The organism is Mesorhizobium sp. B2-5-13 (assembly GCF_006440535.1).
Lineage (GTDB): Bacteria > Pseudomonadota > Alphaproteobacteria > Rhizobiales > Rhizobiaceae > Mesorhizobium > Mesorhizobium salmacidum.
This window is the reverse complement of sequence record NZ_VFUI01000015.1, coordinates 1-22534: the sequence shown is the minus strand read 5'-3', so window position 1 is coordinate 22534 and position 22534 is coordinate 1. Positions and strand designations below refer to the sequence as shown.

Annotated in this window: 24 protein-coding genes and 2 tRNA genes; 17 read left to right on the top strand and 9 right to left on the bottom strand. The window is 61.3% G+C overall.

Features of this window, described 5'->3' with window-relative positions; translation table 11 throughout:
• The first annotated feature begins 81 nt into the window (after positions 1-81).
• The 3 genes from gcl (at position 82) to FJ434_RS21765 (ending at position 3701) form a co-directional block, all read left to right on the top strand.
• Positions 82-1863, top strand: a complete 1782-nt coding sequence (gene gcl / locus FJ434_RS21775; protein ID WP_140751204.1) for a glyoxylate carboligase — start codon at positions 82-84, stop codon at positions 1861-1863.
• 72 nt (positions 1864-1935) lie between these two features.
• Entirely contained in the window at positions 1936-2733 is a 798-nt protein-coding gene (gene otnI / locus FJ434_RS21770; RefSeq protein WP_140751202.1) for a 2-oxo-tetronate isomerase, read from the top strand.
• 50 nt (positions 2734-2783) lie between these two features.
• Positions 2784-3701: a 2-hydroxy-3-oxopropionate reductase gene (locus FJ434_RS21765; protein ID WP_140751201.1), complete on the top strand. Its 918-nt coding sequence runs from the start codon at positions 2784-2786 to the stop codon at positions 3699-3701.
• 147 nt (positions 3702-3848) lie between these two features.
• On the opposite strand, the gene FJ434_RS21760 is transcribed toward FJ434_RS21765, so the two are convergent.
• The gene (locus tag FJ434_RS21760) at positions 3849-4697 is read right to left on the bottom strand and encodes an RNA methyltransferase (RefSeq protein ID WP_140508841.1); all 849 of its coding nucleotides are present in this window, start codon (positions 4695-4697) and stop codon (positions 3849-3851) included.
• Positions 4698-4896: 199 nt separating this feature from the next.
• On the opposite strand from FJ434_RS21760, the gene FJ434_RS21755 reads away from it, so the two are divergent.
• Both FJ434_RS21755 and FJ434_RS21750 read left to right on the top strand, forming a co-directional pair.
• Positions 4897-4981: transfer RNA gene (locus FJ434_RS21755), tRNA-Tyr, on the top strand.
• Between the two features lie 196 nt (positions 4982-5177).
• Entirely contained in the window at positions 5178-5390 is a 213-nt protein-coding gene (locus FJ434_RS21750; RefSeq protein WP_181166063.1) for a hypothetical protein, read from the top strand.
• Between the two features lie 105 nt (positions 5391-5495).
• On the opposite strand, the gene FJ434_RS21745 is transcribed toward FJ434_RS21750, so the two are convergent.
• On the bottom strand, positions 5496-7370 hold the full coding sequence (locus FJ434_RS21745; RefSeq protein ID WP_140751199.1) for a DUF4396 domain-containing protein: 1875 nt from the start codon (positions 7368-7370) through the stop codon (positions 5496-5498).
• Between the two features lie 196 nt (positions 7371-7566).
• Here FJ434_RS21745 and FJ434_RS21740 point away from each other — a divergent pair, with 196 nt between their 5' ends.
• The 6 genes from FJ434_RS21740 (at position 7567) to FJ434_RS21715 (ending at position 11015) form a co-directional block, all read left to right on the top strand.
• On the top strand, positions 7567-7998 hold the full coding sequence (locus tag FJ434_RS21740) for a hypothetical protein (protein ID WP_140711492.1): 432 nt from the start codon (positions 7567-7569) through the stop codon (positions 7996-7998).
• A 205-nt stretch (positions 7999-8203) separates the two neighbouring features.
• Positions 8204-8698: a DUF1772 domain-containing protein gene (locus FJ434_RS21735; RefSeq protein WP_140508847.1), complete on the top strand. Its 495-nt coding sequence runs from the start codon at positions 8204-8206 to the stop codon at positions 8696-8698.
• A gap of 79 nt (positions 8699-8777) precedes the next feature.
• A complete protein-coding gene (locus tag FJ434_RS21730; protein WP_027146879.1) occupies positions 8778-8963 on the top strand; it encodes a hypothetical protein in 186 nt (61 codons plus the stop codon).
• Positions 8960-9856: an alpha/beta hydrolase gene (locus tag FJ434_RS21725; RefSeq protein ID WP_140751197.1), complete on the top strand. Its 897-nt coding sequence runs from the start codon at positions 8960-8962 to the stop codon at positions 9854-9856. The genes FJ434_RS21730 and FJ434_RS21725 overlap by 4 nt, the downstream gene beginning before the upstream one ends.
• 128 nt (positions 9857-9984) lie before the next feature.
• Positions 9985-10395 (top strand): DUF427 domain-containing protein, encoded by a 411-nt coding sequence (locus FJ434_RS21720; protein ID WP_140711495.1) that lies wholly within the window; start codon positions 9985-9987, stop codon positions 10393-10395.
• Positions 10396-10406: 11 nt separating this feature from the next.
• A complete protein-coding gene (locus FJ434_RS21715) occupies positions 10407-11015 on the top strand; it encodes an isochorismatase family cysteine hydrolase (RefSeq protein ID WP_140508853.1) in 609 nt (202 codons plus the stop codon).
• A 98-nt stretch (positions 11016-11113) separates the two neighbouring features.
• Here the strand turns inward: FJ434_RS21715 and FJ434_RS21710 are convergent, their stop codons facing one another.
• The 3 genes from FJ434_RS21710 to FJ434_RS21700 form a co-directional block, all read right to left on the bottom strand.
• Positions 11114-12715 carry a DHA2 family efflux MFS transporter permease subunit gene (locus FJ434_RS21710; RefSeq protein WP_181166053.1) on the bottom strand — a complete coding sequence of 534 codons (1602 nt, stop codon included), beginning with the start codon at positions 12713-12715 and terminating at the stop codon, positions 11114-11116.
• Positions 12712-13905 carry an HlyD family secretion protein gene (locus FJ434_RS21705; protein WP_246678361.1) on the bottom strand — a complete coding sequence of 398 codons (1194 nt, stop codon included), beginning with the start codon at positions 13903-13905 and terminating at the stop codon, positions 12712-12714. The genes FJ434_RS21710 and FJ434_RS21705 overlap by 4 nt, the downstream gene beginning before the upstream one ends.
• Positions 13906-14023: 118 nt before the next feature.
• A complete protein-coding gene (locus tag FJ434_RS21700) occupies positions 14024-14206 on the bottom strand; it encodes a hypothetical protein (protein WP_140711497.1) in 183 nt (60 codons plus the stop codon).
• A 165-nt stretch (positions 14207-14371) separates the two neighbouring features.
• Here FJ434_RS21700 and FJ434_RS21695 point away from each other — a divergent pair, with 165 nt between their 5' ends.
• The 3 genes from FJ434_RS21695 to FJ434_RS21685 are packed head-to-tail and all read left to right on the top strand — an operon-like array spanning position 14372 to position 18298.
• On the top strand, positions 14372-14989 hold the full coding sequence (locus tag FJ434_RS21695) for a (2Fe-2S)-binding protein (protein ID WP_140508859.1): 618 nt from the start codon (positions 14372-14374) through the stop codon (positions 14987-14989).
• Positions 14990-16015, top strand: coding sequence for a xanthine dehydrogenase family protein subunit M (locus FJ434_RS21690; RefSeq protein ID WP_140751193.1), 1026 nt, complete (start codon positions 14990-14992; stop codon positions 16013-16015).
• Between the two features lie 3 nt (positions 16016-16018).
• Complete coding sequence (locus FJ434_RS21685; RefSeq protein ID WP_140751191.1) at positions 16019-18298, top strand: xanthine dehydrogenase family protein molybdopterin-binding subunit; 2280 nt, start codon at positions 16019-16021, stop codon at positions 18296-18298.
• 125 nt (positions 18299-18423) lie between these two features.
• Here the strand turns inward: FJ434_RS21685 and FJ434_RS21680 are convergent, their stop codons facing one another.
• Positions 18424-18843, bottom strand: coding sequence for a GNAT family N-acetyltransferase (locus FJ434_RS21680; protein ID WP_140751189.1), 420 nt, complete (start codon positions 18841-18843; stop codon positions 18424-18426).
• A gap of 69 nt (positions 18844-18912) precedes the next feature.
• Entirely contained in the window at positions 18913-19542 is a 630-nt protein-coding gene (locus tag FJ434_RS21675; protein WP_140508867.1) for a LysE family translocator, read from the bottom strand.
• A gap of 174 nt (positions 19543-19716) precedes the next feature.
• On the opposite strand from FJ434_RS21675, the gene FJ434_RS21670 reads away from it, so the two are divergent.
• Positions 19717-19790 (top strand) — tRNA-Gly (locus FJ434_RS21670).
• Between the two features lie 78 nt (positions 19791-19868).
• Here FJ434_RS21670 and FJ434_RS21665 read toward each other — a convergent pair.
• The gene (locus FJ434_RS21665) at positions 19869-20333 is read right to left on the bottom strand and encodes a YidB family protein (RefSeq protein ID WP_027146890.1); all 465 of its coding nucleotides are present in this window, start codon (positions 20331-20333) and stop codon (positions 19869-19871) included.
• Between the two features lie 130 nt (positions 20334-20463).
• Between FJ434_RS21665 and FJ434_RS21660 the strand changes: the two genes are divergently transcribed.
• Positions 20464-20721, top strand: coding sequence for a GlsB/YeaQ/YmgE family stress response membrane protein (locus FJ434_RS21660; protein WP_015318000.1), 258 nt, complete (start codon positions 20464-20466; stop codon positions 20719-20721).
• Positions 20722-20830: 109 nt separating this feature from the next.
• Here FJ434_RS21660 and FJ434_RS21655 read toward each other — a convergent pair whose 3' ends face one another.
• Complete coding sequence (locus FJ434_RS21655) at positions 20831-21718, bottom strand: DMT family transporter (protein WP_140508871.1); 888 nt, start codon at positions 21716-21718, stop codon at positions 20831-20833.
• Between the two features lie 292 nt (positions 21719-22010).
• On the opposite strand from FJ434_RS21655, the gene FJ434_RS21650 reads away from it, so the two are divergent.
• Positions 22011-22534, top strand: a 524-nt coding sequence (locus tag FJ434_RS21650; protein ID WP_027146892.1) for a GTP-binding protein, incomplete at its 3' end; no start/stop codon positions are given.

The window sequence follows — 22534 nt, the reverse complement described above, 5'->3', positions numbered from 1 at the left end:
AAAAATATTCTGGAAAAATTGAAAAATAGCCGGCCCGGTGACATCCTTAGCCATCCAACAATCATCTCGTGGAGGCTGGAAATGGCAAGGATGCGCGCTGTCGATGCCGCTGTTCTCGTTCTCGAAAAGGAAGGCATTTCCTGTGCCTTCGGCGTGCCGGGCGCGGCGATCAATCCGCTGTATTCGGCGATGAAGGCGAGGGGCACCATCCGCCATGTCCTTGCCCGCCACGTCGAAGGCGCCTCGCATATGGCCGAAGGCTATACCCGCGCCAAGGCAGGCAATATCGGTCTCTGTATCGGCACTTCGGGGCCGGCCGGCACCGACATGATCACCGGGCTCTATTCGGCCGCGGCCGATTCCATTCCGATCCTGTGCATCACCGGACAGGCGCCGCGCGCGCGCCTCAACAAGGAGGATTTCCAGGCTGTCGACATCGCCGCCATCGCCGCGCCCGTCGCCAAATGGGCGGTGACGGTCATGGAGCCCTATCTGGTGCCGATGGCGCTGCAGAAGGCGTTCCATCTGATGCGCTCGTCGCGGCCGGGTCCGGTGCTGATCGACCTGCCGGTCGACGTCCAGCTGGCCGAGATCGAGTTCGACATCGATGCCTATGAGCCGCTGGCTCCATTCAAGCCGGCGATGACACGCGCCCAGGCCGAAAAGGCGCTGGCGATGCTCAACGCGGCCGAGAAGCCGCTGATCGTCGCCGGCGGCGGCATCATCAATGCCGACGCCTCCGACCTGCTGATCGAATTTGCCGAGATCACGGGCGTTCCGGTGATCCCGACGCTGATGGGCTGGGGCACGATCCCCGACGATCACCGGCTGATGGCCGGTATGTGCGGGCTGCAGACTTCGCACCGCTACGGCAACGCCACCATGTTGGAAGCCGATTTCGTCTTCGGCATCGGCAACCGCTGGGCCAACCGCCACACCGGCTCGGTCGACGTCTACACCAACGGCAGGAAATTCATCCATGTCGACATCGAGCCCACTCAAATAGGCCGTGTCTTCGCGCCCGATCTCGGCGTCGTCTCCGATGCGGGCGCGGCGCTGAAGATGCTGCTCGACGTCGCCACCGAGTGGAAGACGGCGGGCAAGCTGCGCGACTGGTCGGACTGGGCCAAGGAATGCCAGGGCCGCAAGAAGACGATGAAGCGCAAGACGCATTTCGACCAGGTGCCGCTGAAGCCGCAGCGTGTCTATGAGGAGATGAACAAGGCGTTCGGCCGTGACGTTACCTATGTCACCACCATCGGCCTGTCGCAGATTGCCGGGGCGCAGTTCCTGCATGTCTACAAGCCGCGCAACTGGATCAATTGCGGCCAGGCCGGTCCGCTCGGCTGGACGCTGCCGGCAGCACTTGGCGTCCGCGCCGCCGATCCAGACCGCACCATCGTGGCGCTGTCGGGCGACTATGATTTCCAGTTCATGATCGAGGAACTGGCGGTCGGCGCGCAGCACAAGCTGCCCTACATCCACGTCGTCGTGAACAATGCTTATCTCGGCCTGATCCGCCAGGCCCAGCGCGGTTTCTCGATGGATTATGAGGTCAGCCTCGCTTTCGAGAACATCAACCGTACCGGCGATCCCGAGGCCGGCTACGGCGTCGACCATGTCGCCGTCGCCGAGGCGATGGGCTGCAAGGCGGTCAGGGTGCGCAAGCCGGAGGAATTCGCCGGCGCTTTCAAACAAGCGGAGCGATTGATGAGGGAACACCAGGTTCCGGTCGTGCTCGAATTCATTCTCGAACGGGTCACCAACATCTCGATGGGCACCGAGATCGACAAGATCACCGAATTCGAGGACCTTGCCGAACGTCAGGAAGACGCGCCGACCGCGATCGTGATGCTCGACTAATTTTTGTTTGAACATCGGATTATCCCAAAACCGGTTTCCACTTTTGGGTCCGATGCCCCAGGGAGAAAAAGAATGCCGCGGTTTTCAGCCAATCTGTCGATGCTCTTTGGCGAGCATGATTTCCTCGACCGTTTCGATGCCGCCGCCCGCGCCGGCTTCAAGGGTGTCGAATATGTCGGCCCTTATGATCACGCGCCCGATGTGGTGGCCGCACGACTGAAGAAGAACGACCTGACGCAAGTGCTGTTCAACCTGCCGGCGGGTGACTGGGCCAAGGGCGAGCGCGGCATCGCCGTGCTGCCGGATCGCGTGCCGGAATTCCGCCAGGGCATTGCCAAGGCGATCACCTATGCGCAGGCGCTTGGCTGCGGGCAGGTCAACTGCCTCGCCGGCATCGCGCCGCAGGGCATTGCACGGGATACGCTTGGAAATGTCTTTGCCGAAAATCTCGCCTTCGCGGCGGAGAAGCTGCAGCAAGCCGGCATCAAGCTGCTGATCGAACCAATCAATACGCGCGATATTCCCGGCTTCTTCCTGAACTATTCCGACCAGGCGCTGGCCCTGATCGACCGCGTCGGCTCGAAGAACCTGTACCTGCAATACGACATCTATCACATGCAGATCATGGAGGGGGATCTCGCCCGTAAAATCGAGGCAAACCTCGGCCGCATCGCTCATATCCAGCTTGCGGACAATCCCGGCCGTCACGAGCCGGGGACGGGCGAGATCAATTATCCTTTCCTTTACGACCATATCGATCGGATTGGCTATTCCGGCTGGGTGGGGGCGGAATACAAGCCGAAGGCGGGGACGGAAGCCGGACTGGGTTGGTTCAGGGAACTGACCGGGCGGGGAAGCGCGGCGGCGTAGTGGGAATTTCGCGCCACGGCACGCTGCCCTGACAGAGACGGAGAGAAACAATGGAAATTATCGGCTTTATCGGCCTCGGCACCATGGGCGCGCCTATGGCGGGGCATCTGCTCGACGCCGGCTACAGCGTCATCGCCAGCGACCACCGCTCCAAGCCGCCGGCCGATCTCATTGCCAAGGGCCTGAAGACGGTTACCGGCCATGCCGCCGTGGCCAAGGCCGCCGAGATCATCATCATCATGGTGCCGGATACCCCACAGGTGGCCGAGGTGCTGTTCGGTCAGAACGGCGTCGCGTCCGGCCTGACCAAGGGCAAACTCGTCATCGACATGAGTTCGATCTCGCCGATCGAGACAAAGGAATTCGCAAAAAGGATCAACGATCTCGGTTGCGCCTATCTCGATGCGCCGGTTTCGGGCGGTGAGGTCGGCGCCAAGGCAGCATCCCTCAGCATCATGGTCGGCGGCGACGAAAAGATCTTCGAGCGTGCGAAACCGGTTTTCGAAAAGATGGGCAAGAACATCACGCTGGTCGGGCCGAACGGTGTCGGCCAGACCACCAAGGTCGCCAACCAGATCGTCGTCGCGCTAACCATTGAAGCCGTCGCCGAAGCACTTGTTTTTGCATCCAAAGCCGGCGCCGATCCGGCCAAAGTCAGGCAGGCGCTGATGGGCGGGCTGGCAGCGTCACGCATCCTCGAAGTGCATGGCGAGCGCATGGTCAAGCGCACCTTCGCTCCGGGTTTCCGCATCGAACTTCACCAGAAGGATCTCAACCTGGCACTGGAGGGTGCGAAAGCGCTCGGTGTGTCACTGCCCAACACCTCGACCACCCAGCAGCTGTTCAATTCCTGTGCGGCCAATGGCGGCGCGAAGGAAGATCATTCCGCGCTGGTGAGGGCGCTGGAGCGGATGGCGAATTTCGAGATCGGTGGCGAGCCAGCCGAAGTGAAAGGCAAAGCGGCATAGGTCGGGAGAGGGCGGCATAACGTTCCCAAGCCGTCACCTTTTGTCCTCACCCAGGAACGGGTTCCGGCAAGCGTCGCCGGAACCCGTTTTGGTTCCTGGCGAGAGGCTTGCCGCTCCCAGTCAGCGCGAGAGGCTTGCCGCTCCCAGTCAGCCGCGCTTCAGAAATGCCCGCGCTGCATAAAGGCTGACCGCCGCTGCGTTCGACACGTTGAGCGAGCGGATAGCGCCGGGCATGTCGAGGCGGGCCAACGTCGTCACGGTCTCGCGCGTCTTCTGGCGCAGGCCCTTGCCTTCGGCGCCGAGCACCAGCGCTATCCGGTCTCCGGCAAAGCTGATTTCGAGTTCCGCCGGCCCGTCCGAATCAAGCCCGATGGTCTGGAAGCCGGCCTCGTGCAACTGGCCCAGCGCATCGGCGAGGTTCTTGACCTCGATCTGATCGATATGCTCCAGCGCGCCGGAGGCGGATTTTGCCAGCACGCCGGATTCCTGCGGACTATGGCGGGCCGTGGTGATCAACGCGCCGGCGCCGAAAGCCACCGCCGAACGCAGGATGGCGCCGACATTGTGCGGATCGGTGACCTGGTCGAGCACCAGCACCAGCCTGGTGTCGCCGAGTGCGTCGAGGCGCTTGGGCTTCAGCGGCTCCGCCTCGATCAGTACGCCCTGATGCACGGCGTCCGAGCCGGTGACTTTGTCGATGTCCCTGGGTTCGACCAGTTCCGCCTTGAAGGGCAAGGCGGCGAGATCGGCTATCTCAAGGCGCTCGGCCGCATTGCGCGTCACCAGCATTTTCTTGATCCGGCGGCGCGGATTGTCGAGTGCCGCACGCACCGTATGCAGGCCGTAGAGCCGCACCAGCCCGTCGGCCGCGTTTTCGCCTGGTGGCACGGGTTGCCGGGGCTTGAACGCCGGCGCGCCGCCGCTTTTCTCGTCGCGAAAGGCGCGGCGCAGCTTGGCGTAGTGGGTGTCTTTCGGGGTATTGGAATTGTTGCTCATGGCCGGCTTCTATAGCCGTCTCCTCCCGCCAAGGATATGCCCTGTCGCCGCAGCCGGCGAACAACATCGAAAAACCCTTCCTGCGCGGTTGACACCCACTGGCCTTGCCGCCATAAGGCGCTTCGCTGGTTTCGGAGAAGACACAACTCGGGTCCGAAATTGGCGCGAATGCCTCGTTGCATGGCTGCGGCGGCAGATTGGAGAGGTGCCCGAGTGGTTAAAGGGGACGGACTGTAAATCCGTTAGCTTAGCTTACGTTGGTTCGAATCCAACCCTCTCCACCACTGCCGGCCCGGAAGCCCTGAACGCGAAAAACATCGGACCGACGTCAGCTTGCCGTCTGAGCCGCTCGCACGGAAACGTGCCATCGCTTGATCCGCATCTTGGACCGGATCAAAACGAAGCAGAGGGTGATCGCAGGCACCGCTCTGTACGGAATCGACAATTGGCTCCTGTGTGAAAATGCGCGATCATTGGAAAATGGCACGCAAATTGGACGACAAACTCGATTGCAAGACTTGTGGGACGATCCAGATGGACATTCCCGACGACGCCACGGAGTCGACGCCAATTTATTGCAGCAATTGCGGTGCTTTTCTCGGCGAATGGGGTGAATTGCAGGACGATTTCTACCGCCAGGCTCGCGACGCCGAGGCATTCGACCTGCGCGACGGCAACATTATCAAGAAGTAGGATGCGATGAACGCAACCTCCGGATTGTCGCGGGGGTGCCGGGTCGCCATGGGACCGCTCCTCTGTCGGCAGAGCGCACCTGTTCGGCTATCGGCTCAGTCTCGATTAGCTGACGTCGATGATGACCATCAACCCGCCGCCGCCCTTTTCCTCGACATTGTTGTTCGTCGTGTGATGCGGAATGTGGCAGTGGATCAGCCATTTGCCGCGCTGTCGCGCCTTCCAGACGACGTCATAGCGTTGCCCTGGCCCAACGTTGATCGTATCGGCCAGGAAACGCGCCGGCGGGGCAAGTGTTTCGCCATCGCGGGCAACGACCTCGAAGGGGCCGCCATGGATATGCATTGGATGGATAAAGCCATTATTGGTGCCGATGAAACGCACTTTCAGCGTCTCGCCGAGCTTCATGTGGATCGTATCGGTTGAGGGATAGGCCCTGCCGTTGATGGTGAAAAAATTCGGCATGCCGCCTTCCATCGGCATCGAGGGATAGGTCAGCCCATCGCGCACCAGCCATTCCTGTAGTTCGAGCGCGTAGTCATGGTCGGCCTGAACCTCATCGGCGGGGTTGGAGGGGTCGATGATCAGCGCGCCATAGAGGCCGAGCGCCTGGGTGCGGTCGGGCTTGGCGTGCGGATGATAGAAATAGGTCCCATGCTGGGTGGCGGTGAATTCATAGGAATAGGATTGCCCGGGCTCGATCGGCGCCTGAGTAATCTCGGCGGGGCCGTCCATCTGGTTCGGCAGGATCATGCCGTGCCAATGCACCGTGGTTTCCTCCGGTAGGTCATTGGTGACATTGATGCGGACCCTGTCGCCCTGTCTGATGTGGATGCGCGGCCCGGGAATCTGTCCGTTATAGGCATAGGCATCGACCGCGACGTCGGGCAATATCTGCCAACGGATCACCGACGGCCTGAGCTCGAACACCTTGATGCCGTTCTCCAGGCGAAACGGCAGTTCCTGGTCGCCTCTGGCAGCGAGATCGTAGGACGCTGTCACCCGACGCGGATCGGTTGCCGCCATGTCACGCATGGCCTCGGCCGGCGTTTCGCGATCCATGATCATGCCTTGCGGCATGATCACCCCACCGACGTCACGCGCCGATAGCGTCAAGTTCAGCCAGTTCGCCGGCGCGGCCATGCCGACCGCCAGCGTGATCAAGGACACCAGGCCAAGGGCCGCGATCTGCGTGGTCGTAGCGTCCGAATTCATCTGGTGGCCACTGCTTTTGGCCCCGTGGGAGGTTTTGTCGTGGTGTCGTCCTTGCCGTTGGTGCGCAGACGGTTCTCGGCTGCTCGTTCCGGTGGTCTGCGGGTGCAGCGTCATCAGCCCATGCTTCAATCCGCGCGCCACCAGCCAGACATTGGCGGGATAAGCGAGCGTGAAGCCGGCGATAACGCCGATCGACATCACGCCCCAGAACAGAAGTTCCGTCGGCTCCATCGCGCGCATGTCACGTCCCATCATCAAGAAGCTCATGACAGGTGCCATTCCTGCCATCATGAAATTCATCGAGATGAACTCGGGCAGGAAGCTCTTGCGCACATTCTGCCAATAGGTGCCGCCCATCATCGACTTCATGAACAGCGACTGGAAGATGAACAGGCCGAAGGCGAAGCCGGAGACATATTCGACGACGAGATCGAGCCACATCGGCAAGCCGAGCATCGCCGTGATGACGGCGGCCAGAATGATGCCTGTCGCATCCCCGGCAACGCAGTGAATGGTCGAGCCGACGCCCTGCTTCCACAGCGGCCGTGTAAAGTCCTCGTGCTCGCCCGGTCGTGGTTCCTTGTCGGCCAACACATAGAGCAGCAGGCCGATTGGGCCCATATAGAGGGTCACCAGGATGAAGCCCCACTTCATCACCACCGGTTCGGGATTGTTGCGGTACTGGTCGAAGCCGACATAGAGAGTGGAGGCAGCGGCAACAGAGAACCAGATGGCAAGGAAATAGTCGATCGGCTGGATGAGCATGGATGCATCCTGATCCTGGATCAGTGGCTTATGGAAAGGCCCTCCATTCGGTGAACGCTGTCAGCGCGTTTATGATCCGCCCAGCCGCATTTTGGTGGGGGCCGAATTCTCCGGTTTTGCGCCCTTGTCGAAGCACCGCCGCGCGATAATTCCCTTGAAGGCGTGGGCACTTCTCCCTCCACGACAGGAGCTGACCATGAAACACCAGACACTCGATCAACTGCAGGCCGTCGCCAGGATTGAACCCTCGGCGCCACATACGGAAATGACGCGAGATGAGCGTATCGCGCGATGGGCTGAACTTCTCGATCAGAATCCCGAGCGATGCCTTGGCGCGTTTACAGGCACCGAACACATGCATCCGGAAGCACGCGCCATGGCACGCGGCGAAGGGTCGGCAATAACTGTTGCCTTCGAAGACCCGATGCTGCGCGCGTCGGGTCTAAGGGATGACACCTATGGCGAGGCCAAGCGCTTCTTCGAACTGAACGACTGGCAACTGCATGACATCGTTTGCGATTGTCACGTAGGCGCTACCATGAAAGCGCGGTGGGCTGCGGCTCGGGTCCGCGCGACAATTGGCGGCAACAGGTTTCTTACCTGGTTGAGGCAAAGGATCATGTTCTGACGCGCCGGGCGGCTTAGGTGAGGATCGTCTCCTGTTCGCAACCGCGCGCGGTGCGACCCCACCTGACCCGTCTTGTCGATCAATCCCTGTGCTCGTGGCATAGCCGAACGGCTGCACGATGACTTCCCTGCGTTCTGCCGGCCACGGCGGCGGCTAACCGTCTCCCTATGCCGATTGCGAAAGGGCACGGTTAAAGAGTAACAGCATGCGCGTCTTGATGGTTTTCACGCTCCTGCTGGTTGCAATCGCAACAGCGCTCTCGCTGGCACATGCGTTGGAGCTACCGGGCAAAATACGCCTGAAAGAGGCGACCTACAAGGCAGTGCAGACGATCTACTATCCCGGCTTCACGATCGGCGGTTTTGCCGAAATCGGAGGCATCCTCGCGCTCGCCATCCTGCTCTATTTGACGCCTTCTGCAAGTACTCGTTTCTGGTGGACGCTCGCGTCGCTATTCTTCCTGGCCGCGCAACACGCGACCTATTGGTTGCTCACACACCCCGTCAATAATTTCTGGGTGCAGGACGTCGCCATGCCGAGATCGGGCGTGGCGTTTTTCTCGATGTTCGCTCGGAAGCAAGATGGTGATTGGAGAGATTTCCGGAATATGTGGGAGATGTCGCACGTCATCAGAGCATTCCTTGCAATGACGAGCCTGACCTCAATCGCCGTTGCGGCAACGCTTTTTGCGGATGGCTGATCGGCGGGCACCCGAGCGGCAAACCGGGCAACCAAATTCGCAGAGCCTCGTTGTCGAACATCGGCCAGAGGAGGTTTCGATGAAGAAATCCTTGTCGCTTCTAGTGTTGGCTGCTGCCCTCGCGCTCGGTGCCTGTGATGACAGCACCGAACCGACGAAAGCCAACACCGACGCCATCAACAAGAATCCGCAGGTTGACCAGGATGCCAGACCCAAGTCGACGACTGGCGGCGACCAGCCGGTAACAGCGCCGGAGAGCAAATGAACCCTGTCTCATTTTGCGATACGCCACTGCTGCGCATCGCCTATCTCGATGGTGGCCCGCAAGACGGTCCGCCGGCCGTCCTGCTGCATGGCTGGCCGGACGACGCGACCACTTACGCGCGCATTTCGCCGGTCCTTCACGAGGCCGGCTTTCGGACGTTTTCGCCGTGGCTGCGAGGTTTTGGACAGACGTCGTTCCTGTCGAAAGAAACCATGCGATCCGGCGAAATTGCCGCAATGGCGCAGGACGTGCTGGACTTTGCCGATGCGCTTGGCCTCAGCCGCTTTGCGATCGTCGGTCACGACTGGGGAGCACGGATCGCCTACCTCCTGGCCTCGATCTTTCCCGATCGCATCAGTTGCTGCGCTGCGCTATCGCTTGGCTGGCAACCCGGCAAACCGGCAACGCCGGCGCCTGAACAGGCGAAAGCGTTTTGGTATCAATGGTTCATGGCAACAGCGCGCGGCGCCGAGTTCGTGCGAAAGAACCGCAAGGAATTTGCCAGATTCCAATGGGACAGCTGGAGCCCGTTGGGGTGGTTCGACGACACCATTTTCGATAAAGTGGCCGTATCCTTCGACAACCCGGATTGGCCGGACGTGACGTTGCATTCCTATCGGGTTCGCTGGGGTGAGGCGGAGCCCGATCCGTGCTACGCGGAGCTGGCCCGCCGGCAAACATCGGTCAAGATCATCACGGTTCCGACCTTGACGCTTCATGGTGGCGACGACCGTGTTGTACTGCCCCCATCGTCGGAAGGACTGGAGGAGCATTTCACGGCGCCCTACAAACGAGTGGTCCTGGACGCGGTCGGGCACTTCCCGACACGTGAGGCTTCACACGAGGTTTCGCGGCTGTTGGCGAGCTTTCTCGACAGTTTCGGTAGCCGATAATCGCTTGGCTCGGCGGTCCATTTGGCTTCACCGCACAAGCTGGAACCTGATGCATCGCCGCGCATTTCGTTTTCATTGATGGATCGAAACGCAGTCTGACGATCAAACGATAGCCAGGGAGAATTCGGATGCAAACTTCAGTTGCAATGTCAGAACACGACTTTCGTCCACTGACCATAGAGCCGTTTGCCGGAACGGTGACCGTGCGATTTTCCGATGCTGTGGTCGCAGCCACGGAGCGCGCGAAGCTAGTCAGGGAAGAGGGACAGGAGCCGACGTTCTTTATCCCTTTCGAGGACATCTATTTCGAGCTTTTCGAAAAGACCAACACCACAAGCAGCTCACCGCTCAAGGGAACCGCGAGCTATTGGCGGGTCCATGCCGTCGGTAGCTCGGCCGATGACTTCATGTGGGCATACGAGACGCCCGATACGGCAGCGCGAGCCATCGCAGGTCATGGCACCTTCGATCCGCAAAAGGCGCGCATCGATGTCGACCCGGTGGAGGACAAACGGCACACCCCGCATGTCATGGAATAGGACTATCTTCGATGTCGATGTCGGGCTTGGCATATGGTCCGTTGGGGCATCGGTGCATGCATGTCTGTGTCGATATGCAAAAGCTGTTTGCCGAGCCGTCGCAGTGGGCGACCCCCTGGATCACCCGTGTCCTTCCTCATATCGAAAGGTTGGTCGAAAGACGAGCGCCACAGACCGTCTTCACGCGCTTCCTGCCCGCGCAAAAGCCGGGGCAGGGCGTTGGTACATGGAAGCGCTATTATGAGCGCTGGGCCTCGATGGCGATCGAGAATATTGGTCCCGAAATGGTCGCCCTGTTGCCGGCATTAGCCGCTTACTGCCCGCCAGCGGCCATCATCGACAAGCACATATACTCGCCTTGGTTCGAAGGTCACCTCCGGGCTTTTCTGAACGAACGCGACATCGATACGTTGGTCATCACCGGCGGCGAAACCGACGTGTGCGTTCTGGCTACGGTGCTCGGAGCGATCGATTTCGGCTATCGCGTGGTTCTCGTTACGGATGCGCTGTGCAGTTCTTCCGACGCAACGCATGACGCGCTGCTGACCGTTTATCACCAACGGTTCGCGCAGCAGGTGGAGACCGTCGAGATGGAGACGGTTCTCTCGAACTGGATCTGACGTTGCCGGTCATTCGCCACATTCAATGCCGGCGACTTGCAATAAGTGCCGGGAAAACGCAGGCGGCAGAAGTTCTGGAAGAGATCGGCGGGGCGCGGTTATTTCGGCTGGCGCTTGTCGGGTTTTGGAGACCGCAGCAGCAAGGCGAGGGGAACAAACAGTGCCGTCGCGATGGCGCAGTAGCGAAAAACGTCGATATAGGCGAGCAGCGAGGCCTGGCGCGCGATCAACTGCCCGAGCCAGCCGACGGCTTGCTGCTTGGCCTCAAGCATGTTCGAGCCCTGGGCGACAAAGTGATCCGTCACCTGACGCAGCAACTGCTGATAGGCGGACGACGATTGCGCGGTATGGCTGACAAGGTTCGATTGATGCAGCTGCGCGTTTTGCGCGATCACGGTGTTCGACAATGACACGCCGATGCTCCCGCCGATGTTGCGGGCGACGTTGATCAGCGCCGACGCCTGGTTGGTCTTCTGCGGAGCGAGGCCGACATAGGCCGCTGTCGAAATGGGAATGAACAGGAACGGCAGGCCGATCATCAGAAAGACGCGCGCGAAGGCAAAGAAGCGGAAGCTGGCATCGGGGGTGAGCGACGTCATGTGCCACAAGGCGACCACGACAACGGACATGCCCATCACAATCAGATATTTGGGCTGCACCAATCCGGCGGCAAATCCGGAAATCGGCATCAGGATCAGCATGGCGATGCCGCCGGGCATCATGGAAAGGCCCGACAGGGTGGCCGTATAGTCGAAGGCGGTCTGTTGCAGCTGCGGCATCAACTGCGTGGTGCTGAACAACACGGCGCCGACCGCCATCATCACCAGGAACGACGTACCGAACTGGCGGCTGAAGAGCAGGCGTATATCGACGATCGGATCGCGGTGACTAAACTCCCATGGGATGAGCAGCAGGAACGAGATCGCCGAAATCACGGCAAAAGTCGTGATGAAACCCGATGCGAACCAGTCGTTGCGCTGACCCTCATCGAGGAAGATTTCCAGGCAGCCAAGAGCGGTGGCGACCAGGATGAACCCGACCCAATCTATTCTGAGGCCGCCCTTCAGCCGCTCCTGACGTTCGCGCTCGATCACGTCCGGCTCGACAAGCAGCCACTGCACCAAGGCAAGCGACATGATGCCGAACGGCACGTTGATGAAGAATATCCAGTGCCAGGAGAAATGGTCGGTCAGCCAGCCGCCGAGGGTCGGCCCGACTGTCGGTGCGACGATGACGGCGACGCCATAAAGGGCAAAAGCCTGGGAACGCTTCTCGGGCGGAAAGGTATCGGCAAGGATGGACTGTTCGCTCGGCGCCATGCCGCCGCCGCCGAGACCCTGCAGGATCCTGAAGAAAATAAGCATTTCCAGATTGGGCGCGAGGCCGCAAAACAGCGATGCGATGGTGAACGTTGCCACGCAAAGCATGTAGTAGCGCTTCCGCCCGATCACGCTGGCCAACCAGCCGCTGACCGGGATGATTACGGAATTCGCGACCAGGTAGGTAGTGATCACCCAGGTGCTCTCGTCCATCCCGGCAGCCAGGCTGCCGGCGATGTTGCGCAGGGCCACATTGGCGATCGAGGTATCCAGCACCAGCATGAAGGTGGCGATGGAGACGACGATGGCGATCAGCCACGGGTTGCGCCCGCCGGCGGCCGACCGGCTTTCGCTTTGGTCGCCGGAGATTTCGCCAGTCATCGCACCTTGACCGTCGGCACCACCGACAGGCCCGGCCCCAGCAGCACGCCGGGCGCTTTGTCGAAGACGATCTTCACCGGCACGCGCTGCACCACCTTGACGAAGTTGCCGGTGGCGTTTTCGGCTGGCAGCAGGCTGAAGGCGGTGCCACTACCCGCCTGGATGCTGTCGACGCGGCCATGAAAAGATCTTTCCGGATAGGCGTCGATGTCGATGTCGACCGGCTGTCCCGGCCGCATCAGATCGAGCTGTGTCTCCTTGAAGTTGGCCTTCACCCAGACTTCGTCGGGAACAAACATCATCAGAACCTGGCCTGGCTGGGCATAGGTGCCGTTGGCGACCGAAATGCTGGTTGCCCGCCCGGCGACCGGTGCGGTGATGGTTGTGCGGGACAGCATCGTACTCGCCTGGTTCTGGCTGGCCCTGGCCTGATCGAGCTTGGCTTCGGCGCTCTTGGCCTGCGCCTGCAAAACAGCGATCTGGCTCTTGGCCGCAGCCACATTGGCTTGGGCGCTGTCGAGAGCAGCCTGATCCTGGCGCAGCGTGGAAGCGGCCTGCTGCGCCTGCTGCTGGGTGGCCGTGCCCTTGGCAAGAAGTTCACGGTTCCGCTGGTCCTCGGCTTTGGCAAAATCGAGGGCGGCCTGCGCTTGCGCCACCTGCTTCTGCGCTTCATCGATCTTTGCGTTCTGAGCTGCGATCTGAGCCCCTACGTCGACAATGTCGGCCTGCGCCGAGGCTACCCCGGCATCGGCCTGCCTGAGGCTGGCCCGATAGTCGCTGTCATCGATGCGCAACAGGACGTCACCCGCCTTGACCGGCTGGTTGTCGGTCACCGCAAGGTCAGTGATCCGTCCTGATATCTCGGCGCTGACCGTTATCGTGCGGGCGTCGATGAAAGCGTCGTCGGTCGATTCATACTGGCGGGCATTCAGCCACCATATGACCAGCCCCACCGCGGCCAGCAGCAGCACGATCAGGATTGCAATGGACGCGTAAGGATGCTGCCGGGGGAAAGCTAGGAGGCTGGGCTTTTGTTCATCCGCCTCCTTGTCCCGCGTTTCGCGCTCCGGAGCGTTAGGCTGCGCCACATCGCCCATGCGTTTTAGCGACGCATCCGGTCCGGCCTTGCTCGAAGCGCCGCGCGCATTCCTGATTCTGTCTGGTTCTTCAGTCTCGGTTTTTGCGTCCACGGGGAGAACTTTCAAGGATGGCGCCAACCGCTTAACGACCGACTAAACGACAGCTCTTCACAAAAGTTCCTGACGAACAGGCTGGGCGGCATTGGTCGGGGATCAGCTCCAAAGCCACTCAACGGACGGCAAATCTGATCACCGCGATGAGGATCACGATGCCGACCAGTCCTGCGATGAAGATGATCCGGCGTGTGCGGGTGCGCAGGATGATCTCACCTTGCCGCGCCTGTTCAGCCGAAAAGACAGGGCCTTCGTCACCATTTCGATCGCTGCGCCGATCGCTCGGATCATTGCTCATGATCGCCTCCTTCCTGGAAACCTGTCGAGGACAACCACGGCCTTGCGGCTTAAGTTCCGCACGGCCGTCCTGCAAAAGAAACGATCACAGCGGTGTGAGGAGGGAACTTTGCCTCCCACGAGCAGTTTGGTCCGCTTGAGACTCCAGCCAGCCGGAAAGCCAGCCATGTCCAATTCCACAAATCCCAGCGGCCTGAGCAGACGCACCTTCATGACGGGTTCTGTTACGGCGGCAGCCGCAGTGCCTCTCATGGTCACCTCGACAAGAGCCGCCGAGCCATCGCCCGCCAGAGCGGTCGAACCGCGCGACCTGTCGACGATTTCGCTTCGGATCAACAAGCAGGCCTACACCCTAGCACTCGACAATCGAACGAGCCTGCTTGACGCCCTGCGTGATCATGTTGGTCTGACTGGTACCAAGAAGGGTTGCGACCACGGCCAGTGCGGCGCCTGCACCGTTCTTGTCGATGGGAAGCGGGTGCTATCCTGCCTGAGCTTCGCCGTCATGAACCAAGGACGCGAGGTCACGACTGTCGAAGGCCTGACTTCGGCCGACGGCGAACTGCACCCGGTACAGCAGGCGTTCGTCGATCATGACGCCTTTCAATGTGGCTACTGCACGCCGGGCCAGATCATGTCCGCCATCGGTTGCATCGATGAAGGCCATGCCGGTTCGGAGGATGACATCCGCGAATATATGAGCGGCAATCTGTGCCGGTGCGCGGCCTATCCGAACATCGTTGCGGCGATCATCCAGGCACGCGACGAGATCAGGAGAGCCTAGATGCGTCCCTTCCTCTATGAAAGACCAACGAGCGTCTCGGCGGCGATCGCCATAGCGTCTCATCTTGAGGACAGGCATGTTGCGCCAACACAGGCCAACACCCAGTTCATCGCCGGCGGCACCAATCTGGCTGACTACATGAAGCTGGGTGTCGCGCAGCCGGAGCGGTTGCTCGACCTTAACGAGCTTGCCGAGCCTGCTTTGCGTCAGATCAAAACCGACGACGACGACACCATCCGTTTCGGTGCGCTGGTTCGCATGGGTGAGGCAGCCGATAACAATGAAGTCAGGCGCCGCTGCCCGCTTCTTGCCGACAGTCTGAAATTCGCGGCCAGCGGCCAGCTTCGCAATATGGCCAGCCTAGCCGGCAATATCCTGCAGCGAACGCGGTGCGAGTATTTTCGCGAAACCTCCTGGCCGTGCAACAAGCGGGAGCCCGGCTCCGGCTGTGCGGCGATGGAAGGGGTAAACCGCCAACATGCCGTGCTCGGCGTCAGCGATGCCTGCATCGCTACCTATCACGGTGATTTCGCGCAGGCGCTGATCGCGCTCGACGCGGTCGTTGAAGTGGAAGGGCGGCGTGGCCAGCGCAAGATCCCGATCGCCGAGCTGCATCGGCTTCCCGGTGACACGCCCAACATCGAGACGGATCTGGCCGCCGATGAAGTCATCGTCGCCATCGATGTTCCGCTTGGCGCATGGAGCCGTCGCTCGCGCTACCTGAAGATACGCGACCGCGAATCCTACGCATTCGCGCTGGCTTCGGCGGCAGTTGCGCTGGAGATGGATGGAAACACGGTCGGGCAAGCGCGCATAGCGCTCGGCGGCGTCGCGACGGTGCCGTGGCGCGCGAGGGCGGCGGAGGATGCGCTGCGCGGCAATGCCCTTGACGACAGGACCGCGGCAGCTGCGGCCGAAGCCGCATTCGCCGATGCCAGGCCACGAGAACACAACGCATTCAAGATACCGCTGGGAAAGCGCACGCTGGTGCGAGCGCTGCTCGAAACCCGTGACATGAAGGTCTGAGCCATGAATCAAGCCGCGCCAGTTCCAAAAGAAAACCAAGGCCAACCGGTTGTCCGCATCGACGGCAGGCTGAAGGTTACCGGACAAGCCAGCTATCCGGCCGACATCGCCACGGCCAATGTCGCTTATGGCGCTCTTGCCACCAGCAGCATCGCTCGGGGCAAGGTTTCCAAACTCGATACCGATGACGCCAGGGCCGTGCCCGGAGTGCTGGACATCATCACCTATGGCGACATGGATCAGACGGACACTCCGAAATTTGGCAACACCGGTGCGAGCTCTATCGCACCCCTGCATGACAAGACGATTTTCCACGACGGCCAGATCATCGCTCTGGTCGTTGCCGAGACATTCGAGGCGGCGGAGGAAGCGTCGATGTTGATCCGCGCCGACTACGAAGACGAACCGCCCAGCGCCAGCTTCGATTCCAAAGGCGTGAAAGTGGAACCGGCGGCCGGCAAAAGCCCGATGTTGCAGGAGGATGTCAAAGCAGGCGACTTCGACGCTGCCTATGCATCCGCTGCCGTCAAGATCGACCAAAAATACTCCACGCCGACCCAGCATCACAATCCGATCGAACTGTTCTCGACCACGGCGATGTGGCAAGGCGATCAACTCACCGTCCATGAGCCAAGCCAGAATGTCACCGGCTGGAAAATCGAACTTGCCCGGCAGTTGAAGGTCGACCCTGCCAATGTGCGGATTGTCAGCCCTTATGTCGGGGGCGCCTTTGGTTCCAAGGGACCGATGACGGCTCGCACGGCAATTGTCGCGGTTGCCGCGCGTCGTGTTGGGCGGCCGGTACGCTGCGTCGTCAGCCGCATGCAGGCCTTCAACACCCAGACCTATCGCGCCGAGACCAGGCATCGAATTCGCATAGGCGCCAGCAAGGACGGCCGCATCACGGCGTTCGGACATGAGGGCTGGGAGGTGACGTCACGCCCTGACCCTTATGTCGTCGGCGGCACGTCCGCCACCGGCCGCATGTACAATTACGGTTCGGTGCTCACTCATGTTTCGGTCGTCCATGCCGACCGCAACACACCGGGCTACATGCGCTCACCGCCGGAGACGCCCTACGTCTACGCGCTTGAGAACGCCATGGACGAAATGGCTGTGGCGCTCGGCATGGATCCCGTCGAGTTTCGGCGCATCAACGAGCCTGAAAGAGAGCCTATCGGCGGCAAGCCATTCTCCAGCCGGTCGCTGGTCAAATGCTACGACCAGGCTGCGGAGGCCTTCGGCTGGTCGAAGCGTAATGCGGCGGTCGGATCGATGCGGGAGGGCGACTGGCTGGTCGGCATGGGGTGCGCGACCGCAATCTATCCCACGGCAAGCGCGCCATGCGCGGCCCGTGTTCGCCTGACCGCCGATGGACAAGTTCGCGTTCAGTGCGGCTCGCATGAGATCGGCACTGGTGTGCGCACCATCGCCGGGCAGATGGCCGCCGAACGTCTGGGGATAGGGATGGACAAGATCAGCGTCGAGATGGGCGACAGCGCCCTGCCGCCGGCGCCGGTCTCGGGCGGCTCGATTTCGACAGCGAGCGTCTGCTCGGCGGTTCTGAAGGCCTGTGACGCGGTGCGTGCCAAACTTTTCGCGGCAGCCGTCGCTGGAGACGGGCCGCTGGCCGGTTCCGGCAATGCCAAGCTGGAGATGGAGCAGGAGAAGATCGTGGCAAGCGGCGGCAAATCCGCCAAGCTGTCGGATGTCTTCAAGGCGATGCAGATCGGCGCGATAGAGGAATACGCCGAGTTTGCGCCAAAGGGTTCGACCCCGGAAGCACTGAAGAAGCTCTATGCCGGGCAAGCGGAGTTCCACGGCGGCGATCAGGACAAGGACTCCGTGAAATATGCCTTTGGCGCTGAATTCGTCGAAGTGCGCGTCAACAGCTACACACGAGAAATCCGGGTGCCGCGCGTGGTCGGTGCCTTTGCGGCGGGACGCATCATGAACACGCGCACCGCGCGCAGCCAACTGATGGGCGGCATGATCTGGGGTATCGGCCAAGCCCTTCACGAGGCGACGGAAATCGACCGGCGCAACGCCCGTTACGTCAATCGTGATTTGCAGGACTATCTGGTGCCGGTCAACGCCGACATCAAACAGGTCGACGTCATCCTCGTTCCCGAGGTCGACCTGGACGTCAATCCGGCCGGCGTCAAAGGCTTGGGGGAGCTCGGCAATGTCGGGACCGCGGCGGCCGTGGCGAGCGCCGTGTACCATGCCACGGGCAAGCGCATTCGAGACTTGCCGATCAGGATAGACGATTTGATAAGCTGACGATCACAGGTTGCGACAGGGGGTGACTGACGCGTAGGCGCAAAGATCCTGCGGCTTTTCAAGAGCAACCCTCGTCGCGCGACCATGCCTGCCGATCAGGGGTATCGCGGCCTCTTGCGCCAGCATCAGAGGGTTTTGCGCAGGAAGATGCGGGCAGTGCCCTGAAGGCCGAACTCAACCCTGCCAAATTCCTCGTAGCCGTGGCGGACATAGAAGCCGGGCGCCTGGAAGCTGCTGGTCTCGACCACCGCACGTTGGCAACCGCGCTTCCTCGCTTCCGCTTCCACGGCAGCGAGCAGGCGGCTGCCATGTGATCTGCCCCGAATGCTTTCAGGCACGAAGAACATGTCGAGGAACAGCAAGCCGAGTTCGGTCCTGCCCCACAGGCCGCCAAGGATGTTTCCCGAGGTGTCGCGCAATACGGCGCCGATCGGCACGCGGTCGTCAACGCCGGTTTTGGCCACATTGTAGCGATAGAGGGTGGCGCCCGCCTCCGCCTTGGCGCGCCCATTCCCCCTGACCAGCTGAACGTGGATGTCTGGCATTTGGTGTTCCGTGGCCGCAGCCTCGAGACCGATGTCGGATCGATCCTGTTCTCTCTTGAAAGGTCCGTGCTATTTACCGCCTCCGACGGCCATCCGGACGCCAAGACCGACGATGCAGCAGCCAGCTATCCGTTGCTGCCAAAGCCTGATGCCCGGCCGCCGCATGATCCATTCACCCAGTGTGCCGGATGCGACTGCATAGGTTCCCAGAACCAGCACGCCGGTCAGTTTCTGGGTCGCGCCAAGCAACAGCATCTGCAGCCAGACCGAGCCGCGGGTCGGATCGACGAACTGAGGCAGAAAGGCGATCATGAAGGTCATGGGCCAGGGATTTATGAGATTGGCGATCATGCCTTCGCGCATCGCGGCGAGCGGCCCCACGCGCCTGATCTGATCGACCTCCAGGTCCTCCTTCGTCCCGGACAGTAAACGTATGCCAAGCCAGACCAGATAGGCTGCTCCGGCCCAGCGGAGCGCATCGAATGCCAGTGGTGATGCACGCAACAGCGAGGAGACACCCAGGGCGATTAGAGGCAATTGCACCAACCCGGCGCCCAATGTCATTCCCACGACCGTAAACAGCGCCGTGCCACGCCCTTGCCCGATGCCACGGGCCATCACAAGCATGCTGTCGGGGCCAGGTGGCATCTGCAACAGGATCACGGTACCGACAAAGGCAAACCAGAGATGGGTGTCCATTCTCGTTCCTCCGCCTTGAACCTAGCTTACTTTTCAACCTTCGGGCTCTGCTTCCCATGCTTTTGCATGAGATGTTGATCGGACAATGAGGTCGAGCCTGGCCTGCAATTTCGGCGGGGTCGCGAGAGGCTCCTTGACCTTCGGAACCTTGTCGAATAGCTAGGGCATGCGTGCGCGGGTATGGTGAAATGGTATCACATGAGCCTTCCAAGCTCTTGGTGCGGGTTCGATTCCCGCTACCCGCTCCAGGTTTCCAGCGACACCGTCGGCAAGCCGAAACACTGCGCGGCAAGCGCGCAGCGCTTCAGGCATCGGTGTGCGCCGCGCTAGCTGTTGAACGCTGACGCGACCTGGTGCTGTTGCGGCATCTGGCCGTTCGGCGTCAGCTTGTCGACGATGCCGGGCAGGGCCGCGGATAGTTGCTTGAGCAGTTCCTGCTCGTCGAGCCCTGTCCGTTGGGCGATCTCGCGAATGACCTGCGGTCCGATCGCGTTGCCCAGCTCGTTGGCGTTGATCGACTGGTTCTGCCCTGTGCCGACCCAGGAGTCGGCGACATTGCCATGGCCGGCGTTCTTGAGCTTGTCGAGCAGGCCGCCCAGTCCGCCGAGCAGGCCGCCGTCACCGGACGCGGTTCCGACGGGTGTGGGATCGGCCGGCGCGGGAGCTTGGGGCTGCTCCGGCTGTTCGGCACTTCTGCCGCTCAGCATCTTTCCGACCAGCAGGGCACCGAGCGCGATCATCAGCGGTTTGGTGATGTTGCCGCCGGGAACGGCGTTGTCAAAAAGTCCCATAGTGGATCCTCCATCTGGCCAAGCCCGGCCCATCTTCAACAATGACGCAATCGGGCGGAATTTCAACCTGGCTTGTGGTTTTGACATTCATATGAAAATGTTCGGTTGGCGGAGGAATGGAGAGGAAAAAATGGGTATCATCAGCTGGATCATTCTCGGCGTCATCGCCGGCTTCATCGGCAGCAAGATCGTCAACAAGACCGGTCAGGGCATGATCATGGATATCGTGCTCGGCATTGTCGGTGCCATCGTCGGGGGCCTGATCTTCAGTGCCTTCGGTGCTTCGGGCGTCACCGGCCTCAACATCTACAGCCTGATCGTCGCGGTCGTGGGTGCCGTCGTGGTGTTGTGGGCCTACCATCAGTTCGCGGGCAAGCGCACCATCTAGACGTGTCGGCAGATTACCAGCTCTGCCGAATCCTGAATTGCGATAATCCGCCGTTGGTGCTGCCTGCACTCACGGTGTTGGAACCTACAATGCCGGTGCGCCCCGCCGATCAGGCGACCACGGCCAGCCGGCGCTTGCGCTGGTCCAGCGACACGATGGTCAACCCACTGCAGACGACCAGCAGGATGCCGCAGACCGCCAGTGCATTGGGGAATTGCCCGAACACCAGCAGGCCCGAAATGACGGCCCAGACCGTGAAGCAGTAGTAGAAAGGCGCTACCGCTCCGGTCGGCCCGACGCGATAGGCCATGAAGATGAAGAAGTGGCCGAAGATCAGGAAGAAACCGGCTCCCGCCATCAGCAGCAGGTGGTGCGCCTCCGGCGCTACCCAGCGCTCGGAAACCAGATGCGCGGCGCCGGCGCCGATCAGGACCACGACGACCGCCGAGATCGCCACGATCATTCCTGGCACTTCGGCGGTGATCTTGCGGCCGGCCAGATCGCGGGCGGCGGCGAATGTCGCGTTGCCTAGCGCCAGCAAGGCGTAGACCGAAATGCCTTGCATGGTCGGCTGCGCCACCATCAGCGCGCCGATGAAGCCCAGCCCGATCAGCGCCATGCGCTGGCCGCCGATGCGCTCGCCAAACAGGATCGAGGATCCGACCAGCATCAGCAGCGGCGTGATCTGCCCCAGCGCGGTGGAATCGGCGATCTGCATGTTGGCGAGCGCGACGACGTAACAGAGGATCGCCGCCAGTTCGAGCAGGTTCCTGCGCAGCACCCGCTTGTCGAAGATCAGGGGGATCTGCTTGCCGTAGCCGAGCGCAAACAGCAGCGGAAAGCCCCACAGCGTTGCCGCGGCACCGCGCAGGAAGAGCACTTCGTAGGACGGCAAGCCCGCAGTGGCGAGCTTCATCATCGTGTCGTTGACCAGATATGACCCGGTCGAGACGATCATGAACAGCGGGCCGCGAATGGCAGTCGGGATGAAATGCATCGGCGCAGGAAATCAGACCCGGATCGCCGCCGCAATGGGCCATGGGCCGCCGGCAGATCCGACAGCGACAGATACGCAGGCCCCGGAATCCTCCGATTGTTCCGTCGGACCTTCGCCCATTCCCTTTTCAACGGCGGGACCCTATATCAGCGCCAATCCCCGCAATCGGATCATGGGTTCTGGCCGAGTGAGATGGCGTCCGGGCAAAAGACGCTTGTGTTTTTTGGCCTTTCTCGCTAATCGCCCCGCATTCGACTGAACTGAAGGTCCAGGCCGTCCAAGGAAAGAGACTATGGCAAAAGGTAAATTCGAGCGCACTAAGCCTCATGTGAACATCGGCACGATTGGTCACGTCGACCATGGCAAGACGTCGCTGACGGCTGCGATCACCAAGTATTTTGGCGAATACAAGCGCTATGACCAGATCGACGCGGCGCCGGAAGAGAAGGCGCGCGGCATCACGATCTCGACGGCTCACGTCGAATACGAGACGGCCAACCGCCACTACGCGCATGTCGACTGCCCCGGCCACGCCGACTATGTGAAGAACATGATCACCGGTGCCGCGCAGATGGACGGCGCGATCCTGGTCGTGTCGGCCGCCGATGGCCCGATGCCGCAGACCCGCGAGCACATCCTGCTTGCCCGTCAGGTCGGCGTGCCGTCGATCGTGGTGTTCCTGAACAAGGTCGACCAGGTCGACGACGCCGAGCTGCTCGAACTGGTCGAGCTCGAGGTTCGCGAACTTTTGTCGAAGAACGAATTCCCCGGCGACGACATTCCGATCGTCAAGGGTTCGGCGCTGGCAGCGCTTGA

Excerpts from the sequence above, each read along its gene's own strand:
- gcl (WP_140751204.1), top strand. The coding sequence starts at position 82 with ATGGCAAGGATGCGCGCTGTCGATGCCGCTGTTCTCGTTCTCGAAAAG.
- otnI (WP_140751202.1), top strand. The coding sequence starts at position 1,936 with ATGCCGCGGTTTTCAGCCAATCTGTCGATGCTCTTTGGCGAGCATGAT.
- FJ434_RS21765 (WP_140751201.1), top strand. The coding sequence starts at position 2,784 with ATGGAAATTATCGGCTTTATCGGCCTCGGCACCATGGGCGCGCCTATG.
- FJ434_RS21760 (WP_140508841.1), bottom strand. The coding sequence starts at position 4,697 with ATGAGCAACAATTCCAATACCCCGAAAGACACCCACTACGCCAAGCTG.
- FJ434_RS21750 (WP_181166063.1), top strand. The coding sequence starts at position 5,178 with ATGGCACGCAAATTGGACGACAAACTCGATTGCAAGACTTGTGGGACG.
- FJ434_RS21745 (WP_140751199.1), bottom strand. The coding sequence starts at position 7,370 with ATGCTCATCCAGCCGATCGACTATTTCCTTGCCATCTGGTTCTCTGTT.
- FJ434_RS21740 (WP_140711492.1), top strand. The coding sequence starts at position 7,567 with ATGAAACACCAGACACTCGATCAACTGCAGGCCGTCGCCAGGATTGAA.
- FJ434_RS21735 (WP_140508847.1), top strand. The coding sequence starts at position 8,204 with ATGCGCGTCTTGATGGTTTTCACGCTCCTGCTGGTTGCAATCGCAACA.
- FJ434_RS21730 (WP_027146879.1), top strand. The coding sequence starts at position 8,778 with ATGAAGAAATCCTTGTCGCTTCTAGTGTTGGCTGCTGCCCTCGCGCTC.
- FJ434_RS21725 (WP_140751197.1), top strand. The coding sequence starts at position 8,960 with ATGAACCCTGTCTCATTTTGCGATACGCCACTGCTGCGCATCGCCTAT.
- FJ434_RS21720 (WP_140711495.1), top strand. The coding sequence starts at position 9,985 with ATGCAAACTTCAGTTGCAATGTCAGAACACGACTTTCGTCCACTGACC.
- FJ434_RS21715 (WP_140508853.1), top strand. The coding sequence starts at position 10,407 with ATGTCGATGTCGGGCTTGGCATATGGTCCGTTGGGGCATCGGTGCATG.
- FJ434_RS21710 (WP_181166053.1), bottom strand. The coding sequence starts at position 12,715 with ATGACTGGCGAAATCTCCGGCGACCAAAGCGAAAGCCGGTCGGCCGCC.
- FJ434_RS21700 (WP_140711497.1), bottom strand. The coding sequence starts at position 14,206 with ATGAGCAATGATCCGAGCGATCGGCGCAGCGATCGAAATGGTGACGAA.
- FJ434_RS21695 (WP_140508859.1), top strand. The coding sequence starts at position 14,372 with ATGTCCAATTCCACAAATCCCAGCGGCCTGAGCAGACGCACCTTCATG.
- FJ434_RS21690 (WP_140751193.1), top strand. The coding sequence starts at position 14,990 with ATGCGTCCCTTCCTCTATGAAAGACCAACGAGCGTCTCGGCGGCGATC.
- FJ434_RS21685 (WP_140751191.1), top strand. The coding sequence starts at position 16,019 with ATGAATCAAGCCGCGCCAGTTCCAAAAGAAAACCAAGGCCAACCGGTT.
- FJ434_RS21680 (WP_140751189.1), bottom strand. The coding sequence starts at position 18,843 with ATGCCAGACATCCACGTTCAGCTGGTCAGGGGGAATGGGCGCGCCAAG.
- FJ434_RS21675 (WP_140508867.1), bottom strand. The coding sequence starts at position 19,542 with ATGGACACCCATCTCTGGTTTGCCTTTGTCGGTACCGTGATCCTGTTG.
- FJ434_RS21665 (WP_027146890.1), bottom strand. The coding sequence starts at position 20,333 with ATGGGACTTTTTGACAACGCCGTTCCCGGCGGCAACATCACCAAACCG.
- FJ434_RS21660 (WP_015318000.1), top strand. The coding sequence starts at position 20,464 with ATGGGTATCATCAGCTGGATCATTCTCGGCGTCATCGCCGGCTTCATC.
- FJ434_RS21655 (WP_140508871.1), bottom strand. The coding sequence starts at position 21,718 with ATGCATTTCATCCCGACTGCCATTCGCGGCCCGCTGTTCATGATCGTC.